General features: G+C 51.0%; 16 protein-coding genes and 2 rRNA genes. 11 read left to right on the forward strand and 7 right to left on the reverse strand.

The window, feature by feature from the left end:
- Nucleotides 1-76 precede the first annotated feature (76 nt).
- Genes P1P86_08040 through P1P86_08060 form a run of 5 tightly spaced genes read left to right on the forward strand, consistent with a single transcriptional unit; the run spans nt 77 to nt 6,701 of the window.
- Nucleotides 77-685 (forward strand): TetR/AcrR family transcriptional regulator, encoded by a 609-nt coding sequence (locus P1P86_08040; protein ID MDF1575123.1) that lies wholly within the window; start codon nt 77-79, stop codon nt 683-685.
- 13 nt (nt 686-698) lie between these two features.
- Nucleotides 699-2,150, forward strand: coding sequence for a TolC family protein (locus P1P86_08045; GenBank protein MDF1575124.1), 1,452 nt, complete (start codon nt 699-701; stop codon nt 2,148-2,150).
- A 47-nt stretch (nt 2,151-2,197) separates the two neighbouring features.
- Nucleotides 2,198-3,256 carry an efflux RND transporter periplasmic adaptor subunit gene (locus P1P86_08050; protein ID MDF1575125.1) on the forward strand — a complete coding sequence of 353 codons (1,059 nt, stop codon included), beginning with the start codon at nt 2,198-2,200 and terminating at the stop codon, nt 3,254-3,256.
- A 16-nt stretch (nt 3,257-3,272) separates the two neighbouring features.
- Nucleotides 3,273-6,401 (forward strand): efflux RND transporter permease subunit, encoded by a 3,129-nt coding sequence (locus P1P86_08055; protein MDF1575126.1) that lies wholly within the window; start codon nt 3,273-3,275, stop codon nt 6,399-6,401.
- A gap of 6 nt (nt 6,402-6,407) precedes the next feature.
- Nucleotides 6,408-6,701, forward strand: coding sequence for a hypothetical protein (locus P1P86_08060; GenBank protein ID MDF1575127.1), 294 nt, complete (start codon nt 6,408-6,410; stop codon nt 6,699-6,701).
- Here P1P86_08060 and P1P86_08065 read toward each other — a convergent pair.
- Nucleotides 6,698-7,165, reverse strand: coding sequence for a pyridoxamine 5'-phosphate oxidase family protein (locus P1P86_08065; protein MDF1575128.1), 468 nt, complete (start codon nt 7,163-7,165; stop codon nt 6,698-6,700). The genes P1P86_08060 and P1P86_08065 overlap by 4 nt on opposite strands.
- Nucleotides 7,166-7,275: 110 nt before the next feature.
- Here P1P86_08065 and P1P86_08070 point away from each other — a divergent pair, with 110 nt between their 5' ends.
- The 3 genes from P1P86_08070 to P1P86_08080 all read left to right on the forward strand — a co-directional run bounded on the left by P1P86_08070 (nt 7,276) and on the right by P1P86_08080 (nt 10,258).
- Nucleotides 7,276-7,698, forward strand: coding sequence for a DUF1573 domain-containing protein (locus P1P86_08070; protein ID MDF1575129.1), 423 nt, complete (start codon nt 7,276-7,278; stop codon nt 7,696-7,698).
- A gap of 19 nt (nt 7,699-7,717) precedes the next feature.
- Nucleotides 7,718-8,917 carry a pyridoxal phosphate-dependent aminotransferase gene (locus P1P86_08075; protein ID MDF1575130.1) on the forward strand — a complete coding sequence of 400 codons (1,200 nt, stop codon included), beginning with the start codon at nt 7,718-7,720 and terminating at the stop codon, nt 8,915-8,917.
- Between the two features lie 75 nt (nt 8,918-8,992).
- Nucleotides 8,993-10,258, forward strand: a complete 1,266-nt coding sequence (locus tag P1P86_08080) for a DEAD/DEAH box helicase (GenBank protein ID MDF1575131.1) — start codon at nt 8,993-8,995, stop codon at nt 10,256-10,258.
- A gap of 8 nt (nt 10,259-10,266) precedes the next feature.
- Here P1P86_08080 and P1P86_08085 read toward each other — a convergent pair whose 3' ends face one another.
- Together P1P86_08085 and P1P86_08090 are read right to left on the reverse strand one after the other, a co-directional pair.
- Nucleotides 10,267-12,519 (reverse strand): CotH kinase family protein, encoded by a 2,253-nt coding sequence (locus P1P86_08085; protein ID MDF1575132.1) that lies wholly within the window; start codon nt 12,517-12,519, stop codon nt 10,267-10,269.
- The gene (locus P1P86_08090) at nt 12,512-13,648 is read right to left on the reverse strand and encodes a DUF1343 domain-containing protein (protein MDF1575133.1); all 1,137 of its coding nucleotides are present in this window, start codon (nt 13,646-13,648) and stop codon (nt 12,512-12,514) included. The genes P1P86_08085 and P1P86_08090 overlap by 8 nt, the downstream gene beginning before the upstream one ends.
- 99 nt (nt 13,649-13,747) lie before the next feature.
- On the opposite strand from P1P86_08090, the gene P1P86_08095 reads away from it, so the two are divergent.
- From P1P86_08095 to P1P86_08105, 3 genes are all read left to right on the forward strand, one after another.
- Entirely contained in the window at nt 13,748-14,992 is a 1,245-nt protein-coding gene (locus tag P1P86_08095; protein MDF1575134.1) for an ABC transporter permease, read from the forward strand.
- Nucleotides 14,993-15,078: 86 nt separating this feature from the next.
- Nucleotides 15,079-18,069: a thiol protease/hemagglutinin PrtT gene (locus tag P1P86_08100; protein ID MDF1575135.1), complete on the forward strand. Its 2,991-nt coding sequence runs from the start codon at nt 15,079-15,081 to the stop codon at nt 18,067-18,069.
- Nucleotides 18,070-18,088: 19 nt separating this feature from the next.
- On the forward strand, nt 18,089-18,706 hold the full coding sequence (locus tag P1P86_08105; GenBank protein MDF1575136.1) for a CoA pyrophosphatase: 618 nt from the start codon (nt 18,089-18,091) through the stop codon (nt 18,704-18,706).
- Here the strand turns inward: P1P86_08105 and P1P86_08110 are convergent.
- From P1P86_08110 to P1P86_08125, 4 genes are all read right to left on the reverse strand, one after another.
- On the reverse strand, nt 18,654-20,162 hold the full coding sequence (locus tag P1P86_08110) for a transporter substrate-binding domain-containing protein (GenBank protein MDF1575137.1): 1,509 nt from the start codon (nt 20,160-20,162) through the stop codon (nt 18,654-18,656). The two genes, P1P86_08105 and P1P86_08110, sit on opposite strands and share 53 nt — an antisense overlap.
- Nucleotides 20,155-22,080 (reverse strand): hypothetical protein, encoded by a 1,926-nt coding sequence (locus P1P86_08115; protein MDF1575138.1) that lies wholly within the window; start codon nt 22,078-22,080, stop codon nt 20,155-20,157. The genes P1P86_08110 and P1P86_08115 overlap by 8 nt, the downstream gene beginning before the upstream one ends.
- A 91-nt stretch (nt 22,081-22,171) precedes the next feature.
- Nucleotides 22,172-22,281, reverse strand: a 5S ribosomal RNA gene (rrf, locus tag P1P86_08120).
- A 49-nt stretch (nt 22,282-22,330) separates the two neighbouring features.
- Nucleotides 22,331-22,571: ribosomal RNA gene (locus P1P86_08125) — 23S ribosomal RNA — on the reverse strand; the annotation flags it as partial.

The raw sequence follows: 22,571 nt of genomic DNA on the forward strand, positions 1-22,571 counted from the left end.
TTTTAAACATAAAAACCCCCCTGGAAAACTGTAAAAACTAAAATAGTTTTCATATACTTGCCGAAAATTTCATCCATTGGAAGTCAAAGACAGAATATTGATTGAGGCGGGAATACTCTTTGGAAAATACGGGATCCGGAGTATGACCATGGATTCACTGGCCGAAGAACTGGGGATATCCAAACGGACCATCTACGAGCGTTTCAAGGACAAAGATACCCTGCTGATGGAGGTGATCCGGTATTATAAGGATCAGACCCAGCAGGAGGCCTTTCAGCTGATCGATCAGTCGGATAACGCCATAGAGGCACTGTTCCGGATCATAAAGCTGACCATTGGCCAGATGCAGCGAATGAGCCCGGCATTTTTCAAGGATTTCAGGAAGTACCATCAGAAAGTCATTTTGCAATTCTCCGCGCCGGGTGAGATTCGCGACTTCAGTATCACCAAACGATTGCTGGAGACCGGTATGGAACAGGAGGTCTTCAGAGATGATATAAACCTTGAAATTGTTAACCAGGCCATCCACTCCCTGTTCGACCTGTTTGGACACAACAGCACCCTGGTAGATGCAGGCTTCGACCGGAAAGATATGTTTGACCATATATTGATCCCCTATTTCAGGGGAATAGCAACCAAAAAAGGGCGGAAGCTCCTGGTAGATTGTAAACCCATACTTGAATAAAAGAGACAGAGATATGAAACAGCAAAAGATCATCATGCTATTTACAATGCTTCTGACCGCGAGCCTCCTGGTTCCCTTAAAAAGTCAGGAAGCTTCCGGACGGCTGGTACTGGACCTCCAGGGAGCCGTCGATTATGCCATCGACTATAATAAATCCCTGCAGAACTCCCGCCTGGAAGTGGAACGGTCGGGAAAATCCATCTGGGAAGCCATTGCACAGGGACTGCCCCAGGTGGACGGCACCGTGGATTATATGTCCTATTTCAATTATGAAATGGAATTTAACTTCGGGATGGGAGAGGTTCCGGATTTTTCGCCGGAGGACATTCAGCAAGCCTTTAACGAGACCCAGGCGGTCTTCCCCTTCTATACCCAGAGCGATGTGGCCATGCTGGGTGCAAATAATTTTTACGAAAGCCAGCTCCAGTCCATGCTGCCTCCCACCACCATTCCGCTCACAGACCAGAGTACTGCCAAGCTGCAGGTATCCCAGCTGATCTTCAGCGGTCAGTATATCGTGGGGATTCAGACTGCAAAACTTGCCCGGAAAATATCGGAGCAAAATCTGGAGTACAGTGAGCTGAATACCAAAGAGATGGTAATTAATTCCTATTACCTGGTTCTGATCACGGAAGAATCCCTGGCGATCGTGGAACAAAACCTGGTAAATCTGGAGGAGACCCTGGCCCAGACCGAAGTGATGTTTAAAACCGGAATGGCCGAGCAGACCGATGTGGATCAGATCCGCATCACGGTGAATCAGTTGATGAACGCCAGAAACTCCCTGGCCCGGAACGTGGAGCTGAACTATAATTTACTCCGGTTTCAGCTGGGACTGGAAGCCGGTGTGGAGCTGGAGCTAAGCGATAATCTGGAAGGGCTCTTTGACAGCATGCAGCCCGAATCTGTATTAGCGGCTCCTTTTGACATGGAGGACAACGTGACCTACCAGATCATGAAAACCCAGGAGGAAATAAACAAAAGATTGCTGGATCTGGAACAATGGAACTATGCCCCCACCATTGCCGGTTTTTATAATTACAACAAGAAAATCCGTACTTCCGGTTTTGATATGAATCCCAATCACCTGGTGGGACTCCAGATGTCGGTCCCCATCTTCTCCAGCGGAATGAGGAAAGCCAGGGTCGACCGGGCAAAAATAGACTACCATATGGCCCAGACCAATAAGAGTATCCTGGAAGACCAGCTGAGCCTGCAGGAGAAGCAGAACAAATATAACCTGCAAAGCTCCCTGGAAAACTATTTTACCCAACTGGAGAATGTGGAAGTGGCTCAACGGGTATATGACAGCTATCGCCGGAAATTTGAGCAGGGAATGGCCACCAGCCTGGATCTGACCCAGGCCAACAGCAATTACCTGGATGCCGAGAGCAACTACCTGAACTCCATCTTGGAAGTAATGAATGCCAAGTTGCAACTGGATAAACTGATGAACCAACTATAGTAAGCCACGACATGAAATTAAGATCTATTATGAAAACCATATCCATCATGAAAACAATAAAAATTGCCCTGCTCACCCTGATTGGCGGTGCAGCACTTACAGCCTGCAACATGCAGCCAGGAGCCACTGCGGATACAGCAGCCGAAGCCCCTGAAATAAAGCCCCGTCCGGTCAGAGTCATGGAGCTGGACTATCAGGAAACTGCCATCACTCAGGATATTACCTCCACGGTGGTCGCCTTTGAAGAGACCTACCTCTCTCCGGCCCTTTCAGGACGGATCCGCTCTGTGAAGGTGGAGGTAAACGACCATGTGAACAAGGGACAGCTCCTGGTGGAGATGGACCGGAGCCAGCTGGACCAGACGCAACTGCAGTACCAGCAGCTGCTGACCGACCTGGCCCGGATGGACACCCTGTTGCGTTACGGTTCCATCACTCAACAGGCTTATGACCAGATGAAGGCACAGGTGGAAACCACCGAACTGATCCTGGAAAACCTGAAAGAAAACACCCTGCTGAGAGCTCCCTATTCCGGGGTGATTACCGGTAAGTATTACAACGACGGAGAGTTATATTCACCGGCTCCCAATACTCCTGCAGGGAAAGCCGCTCTGGTTTCCATGTTCCAGGTAGATCCGGTGAAGCTTATGGTCAACCTGAGTGAAAGTTATTTACCCCTGGTCAGGGAAGGAATGAAAGCCACGGTGACCACCGATGTCTATCCCGGTACCAGTTTTCAGGGTACGGTGTTCAGGATTCATCCTACCATCAGTGCCGCCACGCGCAACTTTATCGTTGAGGTGAAGATTGCCAACAAAAACGGGAAGCTGGCCCCGGGTATGTTTGCCCGGGTAAGCCTGAAACTGGGTGAGACCGAGGCCCTGATTGTACCTTCCATTGCGGTGATGCAACAGGCCGGGACCAACCAGAGATATGTCATGCTGTATGAAAACGGTAGCGCTAAAAAGGTGAATGTACAGATCGTTAACAGACATGATGATCAACTGGAAATTTCTTCTCCGGAAATCCAGGGTGGAGAGCAGCTGATCTATGCCGGGCAAAGCCAGCTGGAAAACGGCGACCCTGTAAATGTAGTGTCTGAATAATTTAAAGCATCTGAAGATGAGTATTTACGGAAACGCGGTCAAACGACCGATCACAACAATAATGATCTTTGTGGCACTGCTGGTGATGGGAGGGTACTCCCTGAACAGGCTCCCCATTGATTTCTACCCCGATATCGATTTTCCTGCCATATCTGTTATCACCACTTATGCAGGAGCCAGTGCTGCCGATATTGAAACCAATGTGACCCGTCCCATTGAGGATGGTTTGAACACTGTTGGAAGCCTGAAAAATATTTCTTCGGTTTCGCGCGACAATATGTCCGTCGTGGTCTGTGAATTTGAATGGGGAACAAACCTGGACGAGGCTTCCAATGAAATGAGAGACGGATTAAGCTTTGTGGAGCAGTTCCTTCCCGAGGAAGTGGAGAAGCCCATGCTGTTTAAATTCAGTTCCAGTGCCATGCCCATTCTGTTCTACGGGGTTACCGCCGATGAGAGTTACGAGGCCATTGCCAATATCCTGGACGAAAAAGTGGTGAATGCGCTTAACCGGGTCGACGGGGTGGGATCTGTATCCCTGATGGGTGCGCCGGGTCGCGAGATCCAGGTGGACATTGATCCGCGTAAAATGGAATCCTATCATATAAGTGTGGAGATGATCGCCGGGGTCCTCAATGCCGAAAACCTCAACCTTCCTGCAGGGAACATGGAAATGGGGATGATGGATTATCCGCTGAGGGTCAAAGGCGAGTTTCCGTCCAGCGATATCATCGAAGACATTGTCCTGACCAGCTTCAACGGGCAAACCGTATACCTGGGTGATGTGGCTACGGTCCGGGATACCATCCGGGATACCTCCCTGGATGAGCGCCTGAACGGGAAGACCGGGATGCGGATCATCATCCAGAAACAGTCCGGGGCCAACACCGTAGAGGTGAGCCGGGACATCAATGCCATGATGCCGGAATTGATCAAAACCCTGCCCGAGGACATCGAGATCATCACCTTCTTTGATTCCTCTGAGTTCATTACCGATTCGATTAATAACCTGACAAATTCCCTGATGTACGCGGCCTTCGCTGTCATCCTGGTGGTACTCTTCTTCCTGGGGCGATGGAGGGCCACCTTTATTGTGATCCTGACCATTCCCATTTCATTGATCGTCTCCTTTATATACCTCTATGTATCGGGAAGCTCCATTAATATTATCGCGCTTTCGTCCCTGTCCATTGCCATCGGAATGGTGGTGGATGATGCCATTGTGGTTCTGGAGAATATCACCAAACATGTGGAAAGGGGGTCCAGTCCCCGGGAGGCGGCCATTTATGCCACCAACGAGGTATGGCTGGCAGTGATCGTAACTACTCTTACGGTGGTGGCTGTTTTTCTGCCCCTGACCCTGATTGGCGGAATGACCGGCGAACTCTTCCGTCCCCTGGGGTATATCGTTACCATCACCGTGGTCACCTCCACCATAACGGCCATTTCCCTGACTCCCATGCTGGCTTCAAAAATGATGAAGCTCAGAAAAAAGCCGAAGAAAGTCCGAAAAATGTCCTATGACAACACCATCGGACGTTTCCTGGACTGGCTGGACCGCTTTTACGGACGTTCCCTGAAGACGGCCCTTCGTTTCAGATGGGGCACCCTGATCATTGCCATGCTTATCTTCGTGTTATCCATGATGATGGCAGGAGGTATGGGTTTTGAGTTTATGCCGGAGGCCGACCAGGGATCTATGACTGCAGCCATTGAATTGCAAACCGGACTGAGAGTGGATGAGACTACCAAAGTGGCACGAAAGATCGATGCCTTCATCGAAGAAAATATGCCCGAGGCTCAGTTTTATTATACTTCATCGGGCTCGGACGACCAGGGAGGAATGATGTCCCTCTTTATGGAGTCGGGATCCCACCGGATAAACATCAACTTCACTCTCACGGATCTGGAGACCAGGGAGCGCGACGTCTGGGCTCTGGCCAATCTGCTCACCGGATACCTGGAGACCATCCCGGAGATTGTCAATTTTGACGTGGTCCCCAACGGGGGCATGGGAGGAACCACCGAAAACAACGTGGTGGTGGAGATTTTTGGCTACGATTTCGAAACCACCTCCCTGATTGCAAATGCCCTGGCCGACAGTGTAAGCAACATTCAGGGAGCTACCAACGTTAATGTGAGCCGCGATCCGTCCAAGCCGGAGCTGCAGATTGTGCCGGACCGGGAAAAAATGGCTCATCACGGTCTGAATACTTATACACTGGCCTCTTCCGTACGTAACCGGGTGGAGGGCCCTTACATGAGCCGTTACAGGGAGGAAGGAGATGAATACGACATTGTGGTCCGTTTCGAGGAAGAGGAGCGCAGCTCCCTTTCCAACCTGAATGATATCGCCCTGATGAATTCGCAGAATCAGGAGATCCGGCTGGGTGAAGTGGCCGACATCGAAGAACGCTGGTCGCCTCCCAATATTGAACGGAAAAACAGGGAACGAATGGTTACCGTATCCATCACGCCTTACAAGGTACCTCTGAATAAAATGGCCGAAGAGGTACAGGCAAAGATCAACAGCATGGAGATCCCGCCCGAAGTGAATATTCAGATGGGAGGCGCCGTAGAGGAATTGCAGGATTCCATGAAGGATCTCACCCTGCTGCTCCTGCTCAGCCTGATCCTCACCTACCTGGTCATGGCCTCTCAGTTCGAATCCATGAAGATGCCTTTTATCATCATGTTCTCCATTCCATTTGCCTTTACCGGTGTGATCCTGGCCCACCTGGTCACGGGTACCACCATGAGTGTGATTTCCATGGTAGGGGGAGTGATGCTGATCGGGATCGTGGTGAAGAACGCCATTGTACTGGTGGACTATATTAACCTGATGCGGGAGCGCGGACTGGACCTGAAACAGGCCATTGTGGAATCGGGACAATCCAGGTTGCGCCCGGTGCTGATGACCTCCCTGACCACCATCCTGGCCATGCTGCCCCTGGCCATGAGTACCGGTTCAGGATCGGAAATCTGGAGCCCCATGGGGATCGCTGTCATCGGGGGACTGATCTTCTCTACCATAGTCACCCTGATCCTGGTCCCGGTGATCTATCACATGATGCTTCGCAGGAGTGATGCCAGGAAAAAATCCGTGGAGTATAATTTTTTGAATGGAAATGAATTAAATAATTAATTACTTGTGAAAGCTGTATTTATTGTATATAACCAGGCGCAGACCGAGAAAGTCGAGTACCTGTTCGACAAGCTGGATATCCGGGGATTTACACGCTGGACCGGCCTCACCGGCCGGGGCAGCGTGGATGGCCCCCCGCACATGAACACCCATACCTGGCCGGAACAGAACACCGCCCGGATGGCAGTGATGGAAGATGAAGCAGTGGCGTCGGTTCTGGACGGTGTCCGCCGGCTCGACGAGGAGAACAAGGACGTGGGCATACGGGCCTTTGTCTGGGAGGTGGCGGACTACTATTAGTCCGCCCGGCTGGATTGTTTTCCGCTTTTGGAGGTAATGGTGACTTTCAGGATCACCATGCGGTCCAGGTTTTTCTGCTTGAACTCAATCAGGTCCGGGGCCCCATGCTGTGCCATAATCGCCTCCAGACCCTCCTGCTTACCCTGCTGATCTGATAGGATCTCCACCGTTCCGTAGCCCACTATGGAACGGTATCGGGTGCTCCAGTCGCAGGCCCTCTCTCCTTTGGAGATCTCTACCGCATCTTCCACCTCGAAACAGACCCTGTTATCCCGGGCGAGAAGATCGATCTTCTTGCCCCCGGGGGCCGAATGGATAAAAATGCATCCATCCCTGTATCCGTAGTTGAAGGGGAGGATATAGGGCCGGTCGCCATCGATCATGGCCAGCCTGCATATCATGGCCTTCCCCAGTATCTCCTCCAGAACGCTCTTGTCTGTGATCTCCTGCTGTGCTCTTCTCATAGGATTGGTCCGAAATTTTATATGAATATAGGGACTTCCTGCTGTTTATCATTTTCCCCCTCGTCAAAATGAAGTACTTTTAGGCCTTTGAGTTTACGATAAGATTAATTATGAGAGCTTCACTGAATTTCATAATCTCCATGATGATCCTGGCAGCAGGTACCTGGGGATGTTCTGACTCACCGGAAGAGAAAGCCAGGGATCATGGCCAGGAGATCTGGTTCGAAGAGTACATGCACGACTACGGACAGATTGAGAAGGACAGCGATGGCACCTGGTCTTTTGTCTTTAAGAACCTGGGGGACGAGGCCTTTGTCATCAACCGGGTGCGTTCCACCTGTGGCTGCACCGTCCCCGACTGGCCGAGGGAACCCATTGAACCGGGATCCACCGGGAAGATAAGCGTCAAATACAATACCGCCACAACCGGCACTTTCCTGAAATCGGTGGTGGTATACTCTACAGCAGCCAATTCACCTGTGAAACTACAGATCAAAGGCAAGGTGGTCGCCAGGGAAAAGGAAGAATTATAAAACTGTTAACTAAAATCGTATGCCAGGTATCTCAACAAAAGGACAGCAAATGCCAGCATCTCCCATCCGGAAGCTGGTCCCCTATGCGGAAGAGGCTAAGCGTAAGGGGAGAAAGGTCTACCACCTCAACATTGGTCAGCCCGATATCCTTACCCCTGAAGTGGCCCGCAATGCGGTGAAGAATATGAGCGCCAGGGTCATTGAGTACAGTCACTCTGCCGGAAATGAAAGTTATCGCCGGAAGCTGGCATCCTTTTATCAGGGTTTGGGAATTGAAGTGGACCACACCGAAATGCTGGTGACCACCGGAGGATCCGAAGCGATCTCTTTCGCACTGATGTCCACTGTAAACCCGGGGGAGGAAGTGATTGTACCGGAACCCTTCTACGCCAATTATAATGGCTTTTCGGTAGCAGCGGGAGTCAGGGTGGTCCCCATTACTTCGGGTATTGAAAATGGATTTGCCCTGCCTCCCATCGAGGAATTTGAAAAGGCGATTACTCCGGATACCCGCGGCATTATCATCTGCAATCCAAACAATCCCACCGGATATCTTTATTCTCAGGAGGAGCTTGAGCTGCTGGGTGAGATTGTGAAAAAGCATGACCTGTATCTCTACTCGGACGAAGTATACAGGGAATTTTGCTATGATGGGGAGAAACACTTTTCAGCCATGGATCTGCCCGGTCTGGAACAGCATGTGATCATGTTTGATTCGGTTTCCAAACGCTACAGCATGTGCGGAGTAAGGGTCGGAACCCTGATCTCCCGGAACAAAGAAGTCATCTCGACGGCACTGAAGTTTGCCCAGGCCAGACTGAGCCCACCCTCCTACGGGCAGGTGGCTGCGGAAGCAGCACTGGATACACCTTCCTCCTACTTCAAAGAGGTCTATGAGGAGTATATCGAACGCCGCAATTTTATGGTGGAGGCCCTGAACAAAATGCCGGGGGTCAGATGCCCCACACCCAAAGGAGCATTCTATACAGTGGTGCATCTTCCGGTGGATGATTCCGACCTGTTCTGCCAGTGGATCCTGAGTGAGTTTGAATACAAGAACCAGACGGTGATGATGGCTCCGGCTTCTGGATTTTACTCCACTCCCGGACTGGGAAAACAGGAGGTCCGGATCGCCTATGTGCTGAAAAAAGAGGACCTGGCCAAAGCCATGGATACCCTGGCCGGGGCCTTGAAAGCTTACCCGGGGCGAACCAACTGATCCCGGCACTGTTAAACATGCAGGTAGTCATTGAATAATAACTACCTTTGTCCACTTAACTTAGAAAGAGAAAACTTGAATTTTAATGATTTTGGATTTGATCCCGACCTGATGGAGGGGATCAGTGCCATGGGATTTGAATCCCCTACTCCCATCCAGGAACAGGCCATTCCAGCCATTCTGGAGGGCAGGGACATCATCGGTTCGGCACAGACCGGTACCGGTAAAACGGCCGCTTTCCTGCTTCCTGTTATACAGAATATCATTGCCTCCAGGGGGGCCAGTAAAACCAGGGCCCTGGTGATTGTGCCCACCCGTGAGCTGGCCCAGCAGATTGATCAGCAGATGGAGGGCTTCTCCTATTTTACCCCGGTCAGTTCCATAGCGGTATACGGAGGGGGAGACGGCACCCTGTTTGCCCGGGAAAAGAAAGCGCTCACAGAAGGGACAGAGGTTGTTATCTGTACTCCGGGCAGAATGATTGCCCACCTGAACAATAATTACGTGAAGTTTGACAGCCTGAAGTACCTGATTCTGGACGAGGCCGACCGGATGCTGGATATGGGTTTCTTCGAGGATATCATGAAGATCATCCAGCACCTCCCCAAAGAGAGGCAGAACCTGATGTTTGCAGCGACAATGCCCGAAGATATCCGGAAACTGGCCCGCAAGGTGCTGCACCAGCCTGTGGAGCTGAATATCGCCATCTCCAAACCGGCCGAAAAGATCTTACAGGTGGCCTATGTGGTCTACGAAACCCAGAAACTACCCCTGGCAAAACACCTTCTGAAAGGACGCGACCTGAAAAGCGTTATTGTGTTCTGCTCCACCAAGTTATCTGCGAAGCAGCTGGGAAGGGAGCTGAAAAGAGAAGGCTTGAAAGTGGAGGATATCCATTCCGATCTGGACCAGAAAACCCGGGAGCAGATCATGCTTGATTTCAGGAACCGGAAACTGAATATCCTGGTGGCCACCGACCTGTTATCCAGAGGCATCGACGTGGATAATATTGAGTTGATCATCAATTATGATGTTCCCCATGAAGGGGAGGATTATATTCACCGGATCGGTCGGACTGCCAGGGCCGAATCCGACGGGGTGGCCATCACCCTGATCAGCCAGGAAGAGCAGTACAAGTTTGCCCGCATCGAAAAAATGCTGGAGAAGGCGGTGACCAAATCATCCGTTCCCGAAGAGTTCGGGGATACCCCCGACTATGATCCATCCGTAAACAGAGGCCGGTCCGGCTCTTTCAGGGGTGGTGGCGGAAGGAAGAAAAGTGGTGGCCAGAACCGACGAAATAATGATCGAAGAAAGTCGGGAAGCAATTCCGGCAGATAACAGGGAACTTACCTGCTCACTATAATCTTCACCGATTCCCCCTCTGCAGACCTGAAGATATAGACGCCCGGATTCAGCTGAGGCACCTGGGCCCGTTCCGTATTCACCAGCTCCATCATCTTCTGTCCCGATAGCTTATAGATGGCACCGCTTACCCGTTTATTAAAATGGAACACTCCCTCACTGACCGGGTTGGGGAAGATGGAAAGTGGCTCCCGGGGAGCGGGCTGATCCTGCTCTCCGGTACTCAGATTGGAGTACCTGGGAGTGGGCGAAGTAAAAGCGATCCACTCCAATCCGCCGTCCACCAGACGACCCATGGAAACATCCTGCTCCTGGAGCTCAAAAGTCACCGAGTCGACAAGGTGGTACCCGGTGGAAGGACGCTCCGATAAGCGAAGCTCCTCCCCCTCCTTGCTGATCTTAAAGGTGGCATGGTTCACTCCCTGCTCCTCCTGATCATCGAGCCATACCAGATAAAAGCCCCCTGCCGGGAGAAACTCTTCCGGAAACCTGTATTTGCCGGGAGAGCCCATGTTATCGCTCAGGTAATAATCCGCCAGCCAGACCGGGGTATCACTGGCATTGTAGATCTCCACCCAGTCATCGAATTCACCGTATTCATCTGACTTTACCGTCTGGTTGGAAGCCACGAACTCATTGATATAAAGGGGCCCGGCTATTAAAGGAAAGTTGATAAGCAGCGTGGTATCGGGATAACGTGTCTCCTGTCCGCCCAAATCGGTCGCCGTAAAATAGAGTTCCACGGAAGTGGTATCTGCCAGAGAAAAAAGGGTGTCGAGATACGTGGAGCTGCCCGAAACAGGATCCGTCAGGTCTGGATAACTTCTCAGCCGCGTGGTCCAGCCTCCTCCATCGATGCGGTAGTGGAGGGCCGTGACTGCATCCGGATTTTCATCCTCTACGGTCCAGTCCAGATCAATCCGCCCCTGGCGTGGCTTTACCCTCACATGGGAAAAGAGCGGGAAGGCATCGACTTGAATGGCCTCTGTCAAAGCACTTGCGCTTCGGGCAAGCAGAAATTCCTGAACCCCGTGAGTCACATGGGATCCCCATCCACCTGTCAGAGCTGCTTCAAAATCGTCAGAGCTAAACCCCCAGTCACGGGTGTAGTAGGAGTCCAGCCCCACAAAAGGACGGATCTGATCCCTCCAGCGAAGCAGTTCATTGTTGAAGGTCGCAGAGACCACATAGGCGGCCAGTCCCCGGACATAAGCAGTAAACTGATCCCTGTACTGCTCCACTTCCAGAATCTTTTCATACAGGGGACGCAGGTTCAGGTTCCAGTTATAGATGGAGCGGGTCGACCAGTCGACCCCCCTGAAATCGATCCCCACACTGTTTTCCAGGTTATAGGGAATATACTCAAACCTGCCGCTCACCTGGTCGCGGTAGAGATAGTAGTTGTTCTTATCCCCGCTGTAACCATCCCAGTTTCCCGTAATCATATCCACGGCCAAAACCTTCAGAAATTGCTGTACATTGATCAGACCTTCCAGGGCCCCTTTCAGGGATTCTCCGCTATACTGATCCAGGGTGCCTATCAGCAGGGCCAGGTCCTCATAATCGTCCCATTTTTCATTTTTGCGCAGGGCATAGGCCCGCCTCCCGTCATATTCGTACTTATATACTTCCGGTGAGGCACCCAGGTAAGCCAGATCGGCCGGCCATAAATTCCGGTAGAGGTTGCCATCGTTATTATCGAACCTCGATTTCGTAAAGCGTTCATCGATATGCTCTGTATTCAGATAGATGCCGAAAAAATCGTTATTGATATAGAGCAGAACATGATTGCTTCTGGATCCCGGCACTCCCAGGTAGCGGAACAGTTCCCATCCCAGTTTTGAACGGATCAGCGAGGGGTCATTGACCTCCGCATTCAGATCCATCTTTTCAATCCCATGCAGATCGGCACCGGCATCCATGGAGTTAAAAGAGATACGAAAGGACTTTTTTTCCTTGTTCCGGATGGTATCTCCCCGAAACCTCAAACCCACACCCAGGGGCCCCACGGTACTGTCGCCGCGGGTAAAGTTGAAAACGGCATAATACTCGGTATTGCTTTCCGGATCGGCATAGAGGCTCTGGAAATTCGATCCCGAGATCGTCAGATCGATACGGGGCAGGCCGGCATCATCAAACAGAAAACCGGCATCGGGATGAATCACCTGGGCATGGGCCGGATGGCTGCCGGCAAGAAGGGTGAGGAATAAGGCAATTCCCGGAATACATCTATTCATTGTTATCATATATCAGATACTTCTTTCGGATCAGCTTATACTTCTCGATATCCTGCTCCCAGGTGGCCCTGATACGCTCTTCACCCCATCCGGCTTCTATCATTTTCCGGAGAGAATCTGTCCCTGCCAGCTTGTCCATATAGGGGGTAAAAAACTCTTTTTTTCTGGGGAAGGCTTCATAGGCTTCCAGCAAGAAACGCAGGTGGATGCGGGTCCAGCCCTCCTCCGGACTGAAAGATCTCAGGTCGGCGCCATAACAGAGCTCTCCCTGAAACTTCGGGTTCCCGGCCACACCGGGAATGCTTCTGGGTACAAAACTAAATTCTCCTTGTAGCTCCGGATGTCCGTAAACCTCGAAAGGCATATCGGTTCCCCGGCCCTCACTCAGTACGGTCCCTTCAAAAAAACAGGTGGAGGGATAGAGCCATACCGCATGTTCGTTGGGGAGATTGGGGGATGGCCTCACCGGCAGCGAGTACGGCCGCCCATGCACATAGCCCTCACAGGGAATTACGGTTAAATCACACCTGACTCCCTGGTTTAACCATCCCTCTCCGTTGATCATTCCCGACAATTCACCAATGGTCAGCCCATAGACCACCGGGATGGGGTGCATACCCACAAAGGAGCTGAAGGCCGTATCGAGCAGGGGACCATCCACGTAAGCTCCGTTGGGATTGGGCCTGTCCAGGAGGATCAGGGGAATCCCGTTTTCCGCACAGGCTTCCATCACATAGTGCAGGGTGGAGATATAGGTGTAGAAGCGTGCCCCCACATCCTGCAGATCGAAAATCATCAGATCAATGCCCGCCAGGTCTTCCGGCTCCGGCTTTTTATGACTGCCATAGAGAGAGGCTACCGGAATGCCCGTTAAAGGATCGGTAGCATCCTCGATCAGGACTCCGGCGGCCCGGTCACCCCGGAAGCCATGCTCGGGAGCAAATACTTTCACAAACTGATCCCTTCCTATGCCACTGGCCAGGAGAGTATCCACCAGGTGCTTCCCTCCGACCACCGAACTATGGTTGGCCACCAGGGCAATCCGCTTCTCCTTTAACAGAGGCAGGTAGCGGTCGAGTTGCTCCGCTCCGCTGCGCAAGGGAGCCGGATCGGCCGAACAGGCCGTCACCAAGGACTTAAGAATAATGAATGACAGGATTAAGCATTTCTTCACATCTTAAAAATAGCTAAAAGATGGTTACATTTGCTGAACTGATAATAAGAATCCTTGAATACCGAATTGTTTATCGTACGCCGGATGATCGGCAGCAGGACGAAGGGTGGTAGTTTCTCGCGGTCCATTGTGGGCATTGCCATGTTCGGCATTGCATTGAGCCTGGCTGTTATGATCGTAGCCGTGTCCATTGTAACAGGTTTTAAGAAGGAGATCTCCAACAAGGTAACCGGATTCGGGGCCCATATTCAGATACAGAATCTGGATTCGAACCTCTCCTACGAAACAACACCGGTGCCTGCCGGGCTGGAGAGTATATCCGGAATCTCTCAAATGGAGGGGATCAGGAATGTACAGCCCTTTGCCATCAAAGCCGGGATCATTAAAACCGGCGAGGAGATACACGGGGCTGTGCTGAAGGGGGTCGATGGCAGCTATGACTGGTCCTTCATAGAGAAACACCTTTCGGAAGGGGAACTGTTGGAGGTAAATGACTCGTTAAGAAGTAATAAAGTAGTGCTTTCCGGATCTACAGCCAGACTTCTGAACCTGGGGGTTGGCGATCGTTTTACCATGTATTTCATCCAGGACCCGCCCAGAGCCAGGACTTTTACCATCAGCGGCCTGTACAATACCAGCCTGGAACAATTTGACCAGCTCTATATTTTTACCGATATCAAACAGGTTCAGCGACTGAATAACTGGAACGACGGACAGGTTAGCGGATACGAAGTACTGATCCATAAAATGGAGGATCTTCCCGAACTTGCAGGCCGGGTCAGGGAACTGGTAGGATTTGATTTCCTGGATGATGGCAGCCGCCTGAAAGTAGAGACCATTCGTGAAAAGAACAGCCAGATCTTCGACTGGTTGAATCTCCAGGATATGAATGTGGTGGTCCTGGTGATCCTGATGCTGGTTGTGGCAGGATTTAACATGATCTCCGGATTACTGATCCTGATCCTGGAACGGACCAACATGATCGGGATTCTGAAGGCGCTGGGAACCAACAATATGTCTGTCCGGAAGATTTTCATGTACCAGTCGGCTTACCTGACCATGGTGGGCCTGTTCTGGGGAAACCTTTGCGGTTTGGGAATCTGCCTTTTGCAAAAACACCTGAATCTGCTTTCCCTGGACCCCTCCTCCTACTACCTGGATACAGTTCCCATCAACCTGAACCCGCTCCATCTGCTCCTGCTTAACCTGGGAACCATGCTCATCACCTTCCTGTTCCTCCTGATTCCTTCCGGCATCATTGCCAGGATCTCACCGGATAAGAGTATCCGCTTTAACTAAAAGAAGGCCTCATGTTCCAGCCAGGCAGTTCCACACGAGGCTTTGATTTCAGGATATATATCTCTGCTTTTTTTAAAAGCCGTCAAATGGCACCATTGATCCTGCCGAACAGGAAAATCCCCTGCCTGGCCCTTATTGTTCTTGGCCTGCATATATCCTCCGGGCTTTTTGGTGCCGGGATAGATTCCATAAATGCTGTAAGCGTTGCAAGAAATTTCTACCTCAGTCATTTTTTGGACGCATCCCATTTAAAAAAAGCAGGGAGTGAAGAATTCACCTTCTCCCTGGTCCACCGGGAATACGGGCAGGAAGATAATTCCACTCTGGTAAAAAGCGGAAGCGTTTCTTCGCCACTCTATTATGTATTTGATGTGGGGGAAGAGGATGGCTATGTGGTGGTTGCCGGCGATGACCGGATCCCGGCGGTCCTCGCCTGCTCATTCCAGGGATCCTATTCCAGGGGGAATCAGGCTCCGGCGTTCCTGGATTGGATGGACAATTACAAAGCCCAAATCTCTTTTATCATGGACAATGACCTGGAGGAAAGCAGCGATATTACGGAGATGTGGGATCGCTATGGAACAGACCAGGGAACCCCGGCGCCGCTGGCGGTGGAAGATGTTTCTCCGCTGATCCAGTCCCACTGGAACCAGGGCTGCTTCTATAACACCTACTGCCCGGAAGATCCGGGAGGTCCCTGCGATCATACCCTGGTGGGGTGCGTGGCGATGGCCATGGCCCAGATCATCCAATACTGGGAACATCCGGTTTACGTGGAACAAATTCCCGGATATACCCACAGCACTTACGGGCAGATCGATGAAATTAACCAGATCAGCTACAACTGGGCGGCCAAAACCAACAGCCTTGGCTCTGTGAGCACTTCTCAGGAAATAGAAGCAGTGGCAGGCCTTTTATATCATTGCGGCGTTTCCGTTCAGATGGACTATGGACCAGATGGTTCTAGCGCATATTCCGGCCGGGCCTATACCGCATTCCGGAACATCTTTCATTATTCAGACGCATCGGTATATATTTCCAGGGGCTCCTATTCCGGTACCGGCTGGGAGGAGATGCTCCGCACCGAACTGGATAATGGCAGACCGGTCTATTACAGGGGAAACAATGTAAGCGATGGAGGTCATGCCTTTATATGTGACGGATATATGGGAAGCGACTATTTCCATTTTAACTGGGGATGGGGAGGAAGTCAGGATGGCTACTTCTATCTGGACCCGCTACATGAAAATGTCATAGAATACAACGAGAATCAGTGGGCCATTATGGGCATCATGCCCGATTCGGATCCCTGCAATAATATCATCCCCATTTATGGTTGCGGACCTGGCCATACCCAGACTTTCAGCAGTGAATCCGGTAGCGGAATCCGGGACCTGAGTCTCTGTGGCTTTGAAGCCCGGGGTACTGAGCAGGTTTATCGTTTTGTGGCCCCGGTAAGCGGCATCTACAGCATCGAACTGACTGCCACAGGCGATCCTGTGCTCTATGGATGGAGCATGGCCTGCAGTCCGGAAGAATGGAACTGTATCGGAAATCTCAGCGACCAGCAGGGAAGCTATGGCACCATGAACTGGACCGAAGGCGAAACCTACTTTATTTTACTGAAGGGGCTGGATGATACCCCGGAAACCCACCAGTTTTATATCCATTGTCCGGAGGATACCCCCCCGGATCTGCAACTGGACTACTATCTCATTGATGATGACTCTGAGGGGGAGAGTTCCGGGGATGGGGATGGCCTGATTGAACCCGGGGAAACCATTGAACTGACCTTCTGGATCTTCAATAACGGACCCGGGGGGGCTGATGATGTGGAGGTCCTGGTAGAGACCGGCCAGGAGGATATACAGTTTTGGAACCCGGATATATTTATCGGTACGATCCCTGCGGGGGACAGCCGGAGCGGCATCGAAAAAATCACCTTTACCGTGCAGGAGGATTGTCCGGAAGGAGATATCATATTCCATCTGAACGGATCATCCGTGCAGGCAGACTGGAACGCGCAGTTAACTCTTCATATCTATCCTCCTCCCCCGGACCCCTGCGACTATATCCTTCCCATTCCCGGTTGTGGTCCGGAACACAGCCAGTCCTTTAGCGGTGTATCCGGCACCGGGATCTGGGATCTGAACCTCTGCGGGCAGGAGGCCTCCGGCCCGGAGCGGGTATATAGTTTTACAGCCCCGGAAACCGGCACCTACCGCATTGAACTTACTTCCCCGGGAAGCCGTATGCTCTATGGATGGAATACCGTTTGCAGCCCGGATGGCTGGACCTGCATGGACGAGCTGAGTGAGCAGACGGGGAGCTATGGCAGCATGGAGTGGACTGCCGGGAATACCTATTACATCCTTGTTAAGGGGCTGGCCAGTGCCCCGGAAACCCAACAATTCCACATCACCTGTCCGGAACCTCCTGCCTTACCCCAACTGGGAATATTCAACCAGGAGCTGGATGACAATCTGAATCAAAGCGGTGACAATGATGGAGTCCCTGAACCGGGTGAGAATATCAAAATGTATCTCTGGCTAAACAATACCGGTGAGGGAGATGCTCATGATGTATCGGCCGGCCTCACCACGGACGATCCCCATATCACCATCAGTGATTCGGAGGAACTCTTCGGCTTTGTTCCCTCGGGAGAATATAAAAAAGGTCCGGACGGATTTGTTCTGACGATTTCTGAAGAGTGTCCCGGAAAAGAGATCCGTTTTGATCTCGAGATCCAGTCGGAGGAAGGAGTCTGGACGGATCAGATCACCTTCACGGTAATCACCGGCATCCATCCGGATATCGAAAGGGAGAACAGGCTCCTGGTTTATCCCAATCCCGCAGAGAATTTAGTCTTTCTGGAAAGCAGGTATTCCCTGGAAACACCCCTGAAAATTGAGCTGACAGACAACAACGGGAGGCGGCTGCTTGTTACAGAACTGGATCAGATCCATGCAGGAGATGCGATAGGTATAGATATTTCAGACTTTAGTTCCGGGGTATATATCCTGAGTGTAGCCTATTCGGAAAACAGAATATATCAAAAATTAATCAAGTTGCAGTAGCCCGCCCGGGGAAATCTTTATGAAGGAAAGCTTAAATCCGGAATGGTGGAGGAAGAGATTACAGGGACCCCTGCCCGGTGAAGGTGCACAGCTCAGGATGGCTCCTGCCTTCAGAGGCAGCTTTCCATGGCAGGAAAAACCCGTCCATGCCGCTGTGCTGGCCCTGCTCTATCCTTCCAGGGGAGATACACACCTGGTATTTATAAAACGGAACGAATACGACGGTCCGCACAGCGCACAGGTTTCCTTTCCGGGAGGAGCCCGGGAAGCAGGAGATCTTTCCCTGGAGGAGACTGCTCTCAGGGAGACCCGGGAAGAGACCGGTGTTACCGGTTCCATAGAGATTCTTGGATCGTTAACACCACTTCATATACCAGTCAGTAATTATATGGTATATCCTTTTCTGGGATGGATGGAGGAAACTCCGGAGTTTGATCCCGACCCTACAGAGGTTCAATACCTCATTGAAGTAAGTTTGAAAGAGCTGCTGGATCCTGCCCACTGCGATTCGGAAACTATCCGGCATCACGACCGGGCCATAAATGCCCCTTTCTATCGTGTGGGAAAAGATAAAATATGGGGAGCTACTGCAATGATGTTGAGCGAACTACTTCAATTGACTGGGAAACTTCCATAAGCTCTTCGTTCACGATATTCTTATAGTGTTCGTAGCGGTTCATAATATCCTTAACGAAGTTATAGGTCTCAATGCCCCGTGCGAATCCGTGACGGACCACCGGATCAGAATAATAATCCGGATCCGATTTTTTCAGCAACCACTCATCCACACTGCCAAACCACCTGTCGGGGTCTGAATTATAACGTTCCGCCAGTCTTCTGGCGTCCTGGATATGGCCCAATCCAATATTGTAAGAGGCCAGAACAAATTTGATGCGTTCATCCGGATCTGTAATCACCTCATCGAAACGTTCATCGAGCCACTTGATAAAACTGGCGCCTGCCCGGATCTGCTCCTCCGGGGGCGAATCCGGAGTAATTCCATAACTCCCTGCTGTAATAGGCATCAACTGCATCAATCCGAATGCGCCTGCCCAGGAGACCGCCTCGGGATTAAACCTGGATTCCTGGAAAATCACCGATGCAAGCAGCCTCCAGTCCCAGCCAATACGTTCGCTCTCATTTTTGATGATATCATCGTAACGGGAAATCTTTCCGCTCCTTAGGGTATAGTATTCGCTGTGAATGCTTCTGTAGGAGTGCCTGTTATTGAAGTACTTATTATAGAGAATAGAATACTTGTCTGTCCTTCGGAAGCCATTGATCCACTGGTCAATCACCTTCAGCAGGCTGTCGGAACGGGGATGGACTGCCCAGGCCACATGTTGCGGAAAAGAGATGGCTGTGCCTACGTCCAGCTCCGGAAAATAGGTGGTATTGACCAGGCCCACATTCTCATCACAAACCGCATAATCGATCTCTCCCAGGGCGACCCGATGGATAAGCTGCTCCGATTCCATATTCACTTCCTCGATTCGGATCCCGCCACCTATCTCATCGGAAAGCGAGCTCAGGCGGGCTTCATAAACCGATCCCTTCTGTACATAAACCACCTTTCCCCCCAGGTCCAGCTGGTTCCTGACCAATTCCGAGTCCAGCTGCACCCGGTTCATCTTCTGCCAATGCTCCGGCTTCCGCTGAACCAGCACCTGCCTGGTCTGAAGAAGCGGTGCCGTAAAAGCCACATCTGTCTTTCTTTCAGAGGTGACCGTCAGATTCATGGCAATCAGATCCACTGTTCCTTCACGCAGATCAGCGAAGTTTTTATCCAGATCATTGCTTACACTCACCTCCAGAGCCAGATTCAGGTTATTGGCAAGATCCTGCAACAACTCAAACTGAAATCCCATGGGTTGCCCCCGGTAAAGAAAATAGCTGATAGAATTGTACTCGGTGACCACCTTCAGTGCCCCGTACTGGCGAATCTCCTCCAGATGTGAGAGCCTGTCCTCCGGTCGCAGCTGCTCCACATCCTGAAATCTGGATCCACGTCCCCCCTTGCACGAGCCCAGGGAAAGCACCAGGGGAGCGAGCAGCAGGAGGATTACAGCTCTATGGGATCTCTTCTCAGTCATAGAAGTACCATACGATTCCCAACCTGAAGTGACGGGGCTTCATGGGGTATGAAAGGGTGGTGAAAAAGTTATTGCCTGCAAAGCCAACACTCTGAAGAACATTGTGGTAGGTAGCAAAAAGGCGGGTCTGCTTCACACGGAAAACCATAAAGATATCGAGGAAGGGGTATCCGCCCAGGTCATACTCATCCTGAAGGTGAAAGATCCCGGTTGCAGGCATATAAGCACTTGCCCGGTACCGGGTGGTATAGGAGATATCAAATCCCAGATCTGCCACCAGGGCACCCTTAAACAGCGACTGGTTCCAGTAGTTGGAGGAATATATGACTGCCAGCGGAAGTCTGAGTGCCTCATCTGCAGTGGTATACTGCAAGAGTACTTTGCTTTCTGAGTTAAAACCTCCCCATTTGAAATGCCTGGACATATGAGCCGTAAAAACAAGCAGATCTTTGTCATATACCCGGGGCATGGCCTCCTGGTCCCAGTAGATATAATTGGAAATATAGGAGGCCCCCAGCCGGATATCCGTAGCTTTGTTTTCGCTCCGGATAAAAGCATCACCCATGATCCTGAGCATGCCGGGGAAATCCTGCTCCCACTGGAAGAATGAGGATGAGTAGTTATTGGTGAAGTAATTTGGCCTGGTCATTTCGGCGCTGGCCCGGAGCCCCAGATCGGTTTTTCCTCCCAGTTCCCTGGAGAAAGTGGAGTTCAGCCTGAAATTGTTCTGATTATAACCCAGCAGGTAGTAAGTCCCGTCTAAGACCCAGTCCCAGATCCCGGTGGTGGGTCCGGCCAGGTGGAATCCCAGAAACACATCATTAAAATGCTCCAGCTGAAAATCACGGTCCACCGTATCCCGGTCCAGTGCATCCATATACCGGGTCCGGGGAGCAAGCATTCCGAAGCGCCTGAACTCATGCCCGGCAAGTATCCTGGCAGAGATCTTATCATAATCGGGATCGCCCAGGATCAGTTGCAGCACGTTGGATATCTTATCCTCTGAGGCCGAGTCGAGTGCCTCCGGAATTAAATAGTAATAGTTCCCGTACACGGGCGACAGGCTGTCCATGTCAATTTCATCCCTGTAGTCCTTAAGCTGCCGCTCGATCATAAGCTGATGAGATAAGGAAAGCGTTTTACCGCTGGTCGTAGTGTGGCCCAGACTGTCTGTTGTGCTTTTCCGCTCAAGCAGATTGTATTTCTGAGTGGTGAACAGAGCCAGGTTCCTGTAATGAGAATGTGCCTCCTCCAGATTCACGGGGTATTCCCACCAATTATCCAGTTCGCCATTCAGAAAGGCATCCCGATCCATAATCCCGCCATTTTCACCGGCCTTTATGTCATTGTAATAAAAGGTGCCGAAGATGCTGTAACGGTCCTTTGCATGACTCCCGAACAGTCCCGCCCGGGTGGCCCTTGTCTCCTGGTTTATGTAAAGGGGCTTGGAGGATATCATATTAAACTCAATTCCAAAATTGGTAAAGGGTGATGCATTCTGGGTGTGTATCACCTCAATATTATCCTCCTTCCACTCTTTTAACGGTATGGTGGAGTAAGAAAGAGCCGTAAATGGTGTTCTGGTATTAAAAAAAATGGTTCGCTCCGCAGTCTTCAAATAGGGTTCCCATGCCCTTCCAAAGAGGAATCCGGAGGGATCCTGCCTAAGCATAAAATCGACGTGGTTCACGCCATGCCCCAGAATTCCCAGCGACTCATAACTGAATCCGGGTGTAAAGGCCGGGTTAAAATCCCGCTGGAGCTGATGCATATTGGTGTCCAGGGTGACCTCCTCGAAGCGGGTAAAATGATGCGTCAGCATCCAGGTGTTGATTTTCCTGGTCGTATCGATGACCTGCCCCTCTGCAAGCAATGTTACAGTCAGGCTCAAAACAGAAATAAGAAATATTCTCCTCAACAGTGGGTGCATATAAATTGCAAAAATACAAAAGAAACAGAACTGAATATAACTAAAAAATCCCACCCGGAAACCGGATGGGATTAAATAAGATAGGCAACGACCTACTCTCCCACAATACGCAGTACCATCGGCGCAAATGGGCTTAACTTCTCTGTTCGGAATGGTAAGAGGTGGATCCCCATTGCAATAGTCACCTAAAGTCTTCAAATAAAATTAACATACTGGAAGAAGTATCTTTTAAATAGCCTTGAAAAAAGTTCACGGGCAATTAGTACTGCTCGGCTATGACATTACTGCCTTTACACCTGCAGCCTATCAACGTTATCGTCTTTAACGGCCCTTAAGGGAGATCTCATCTTGAGGCAGGCTTCGCGCTTAGATGCTTTCAGCGCTTATCCCTTCCAGACGTAGCTACCCTGCAATGCAGCTGGCGCCACAACAGGTACACTAGAGGTCTGTCCAACACGGTCCTCTCGTACTAGTGTCAG

This window comes from Bacteroidales bacterium (assembly GCA_029210725.1).
Classification (GTDB): Bacteria; Bacteroidota; Bacteroidia; order Bacteroidales.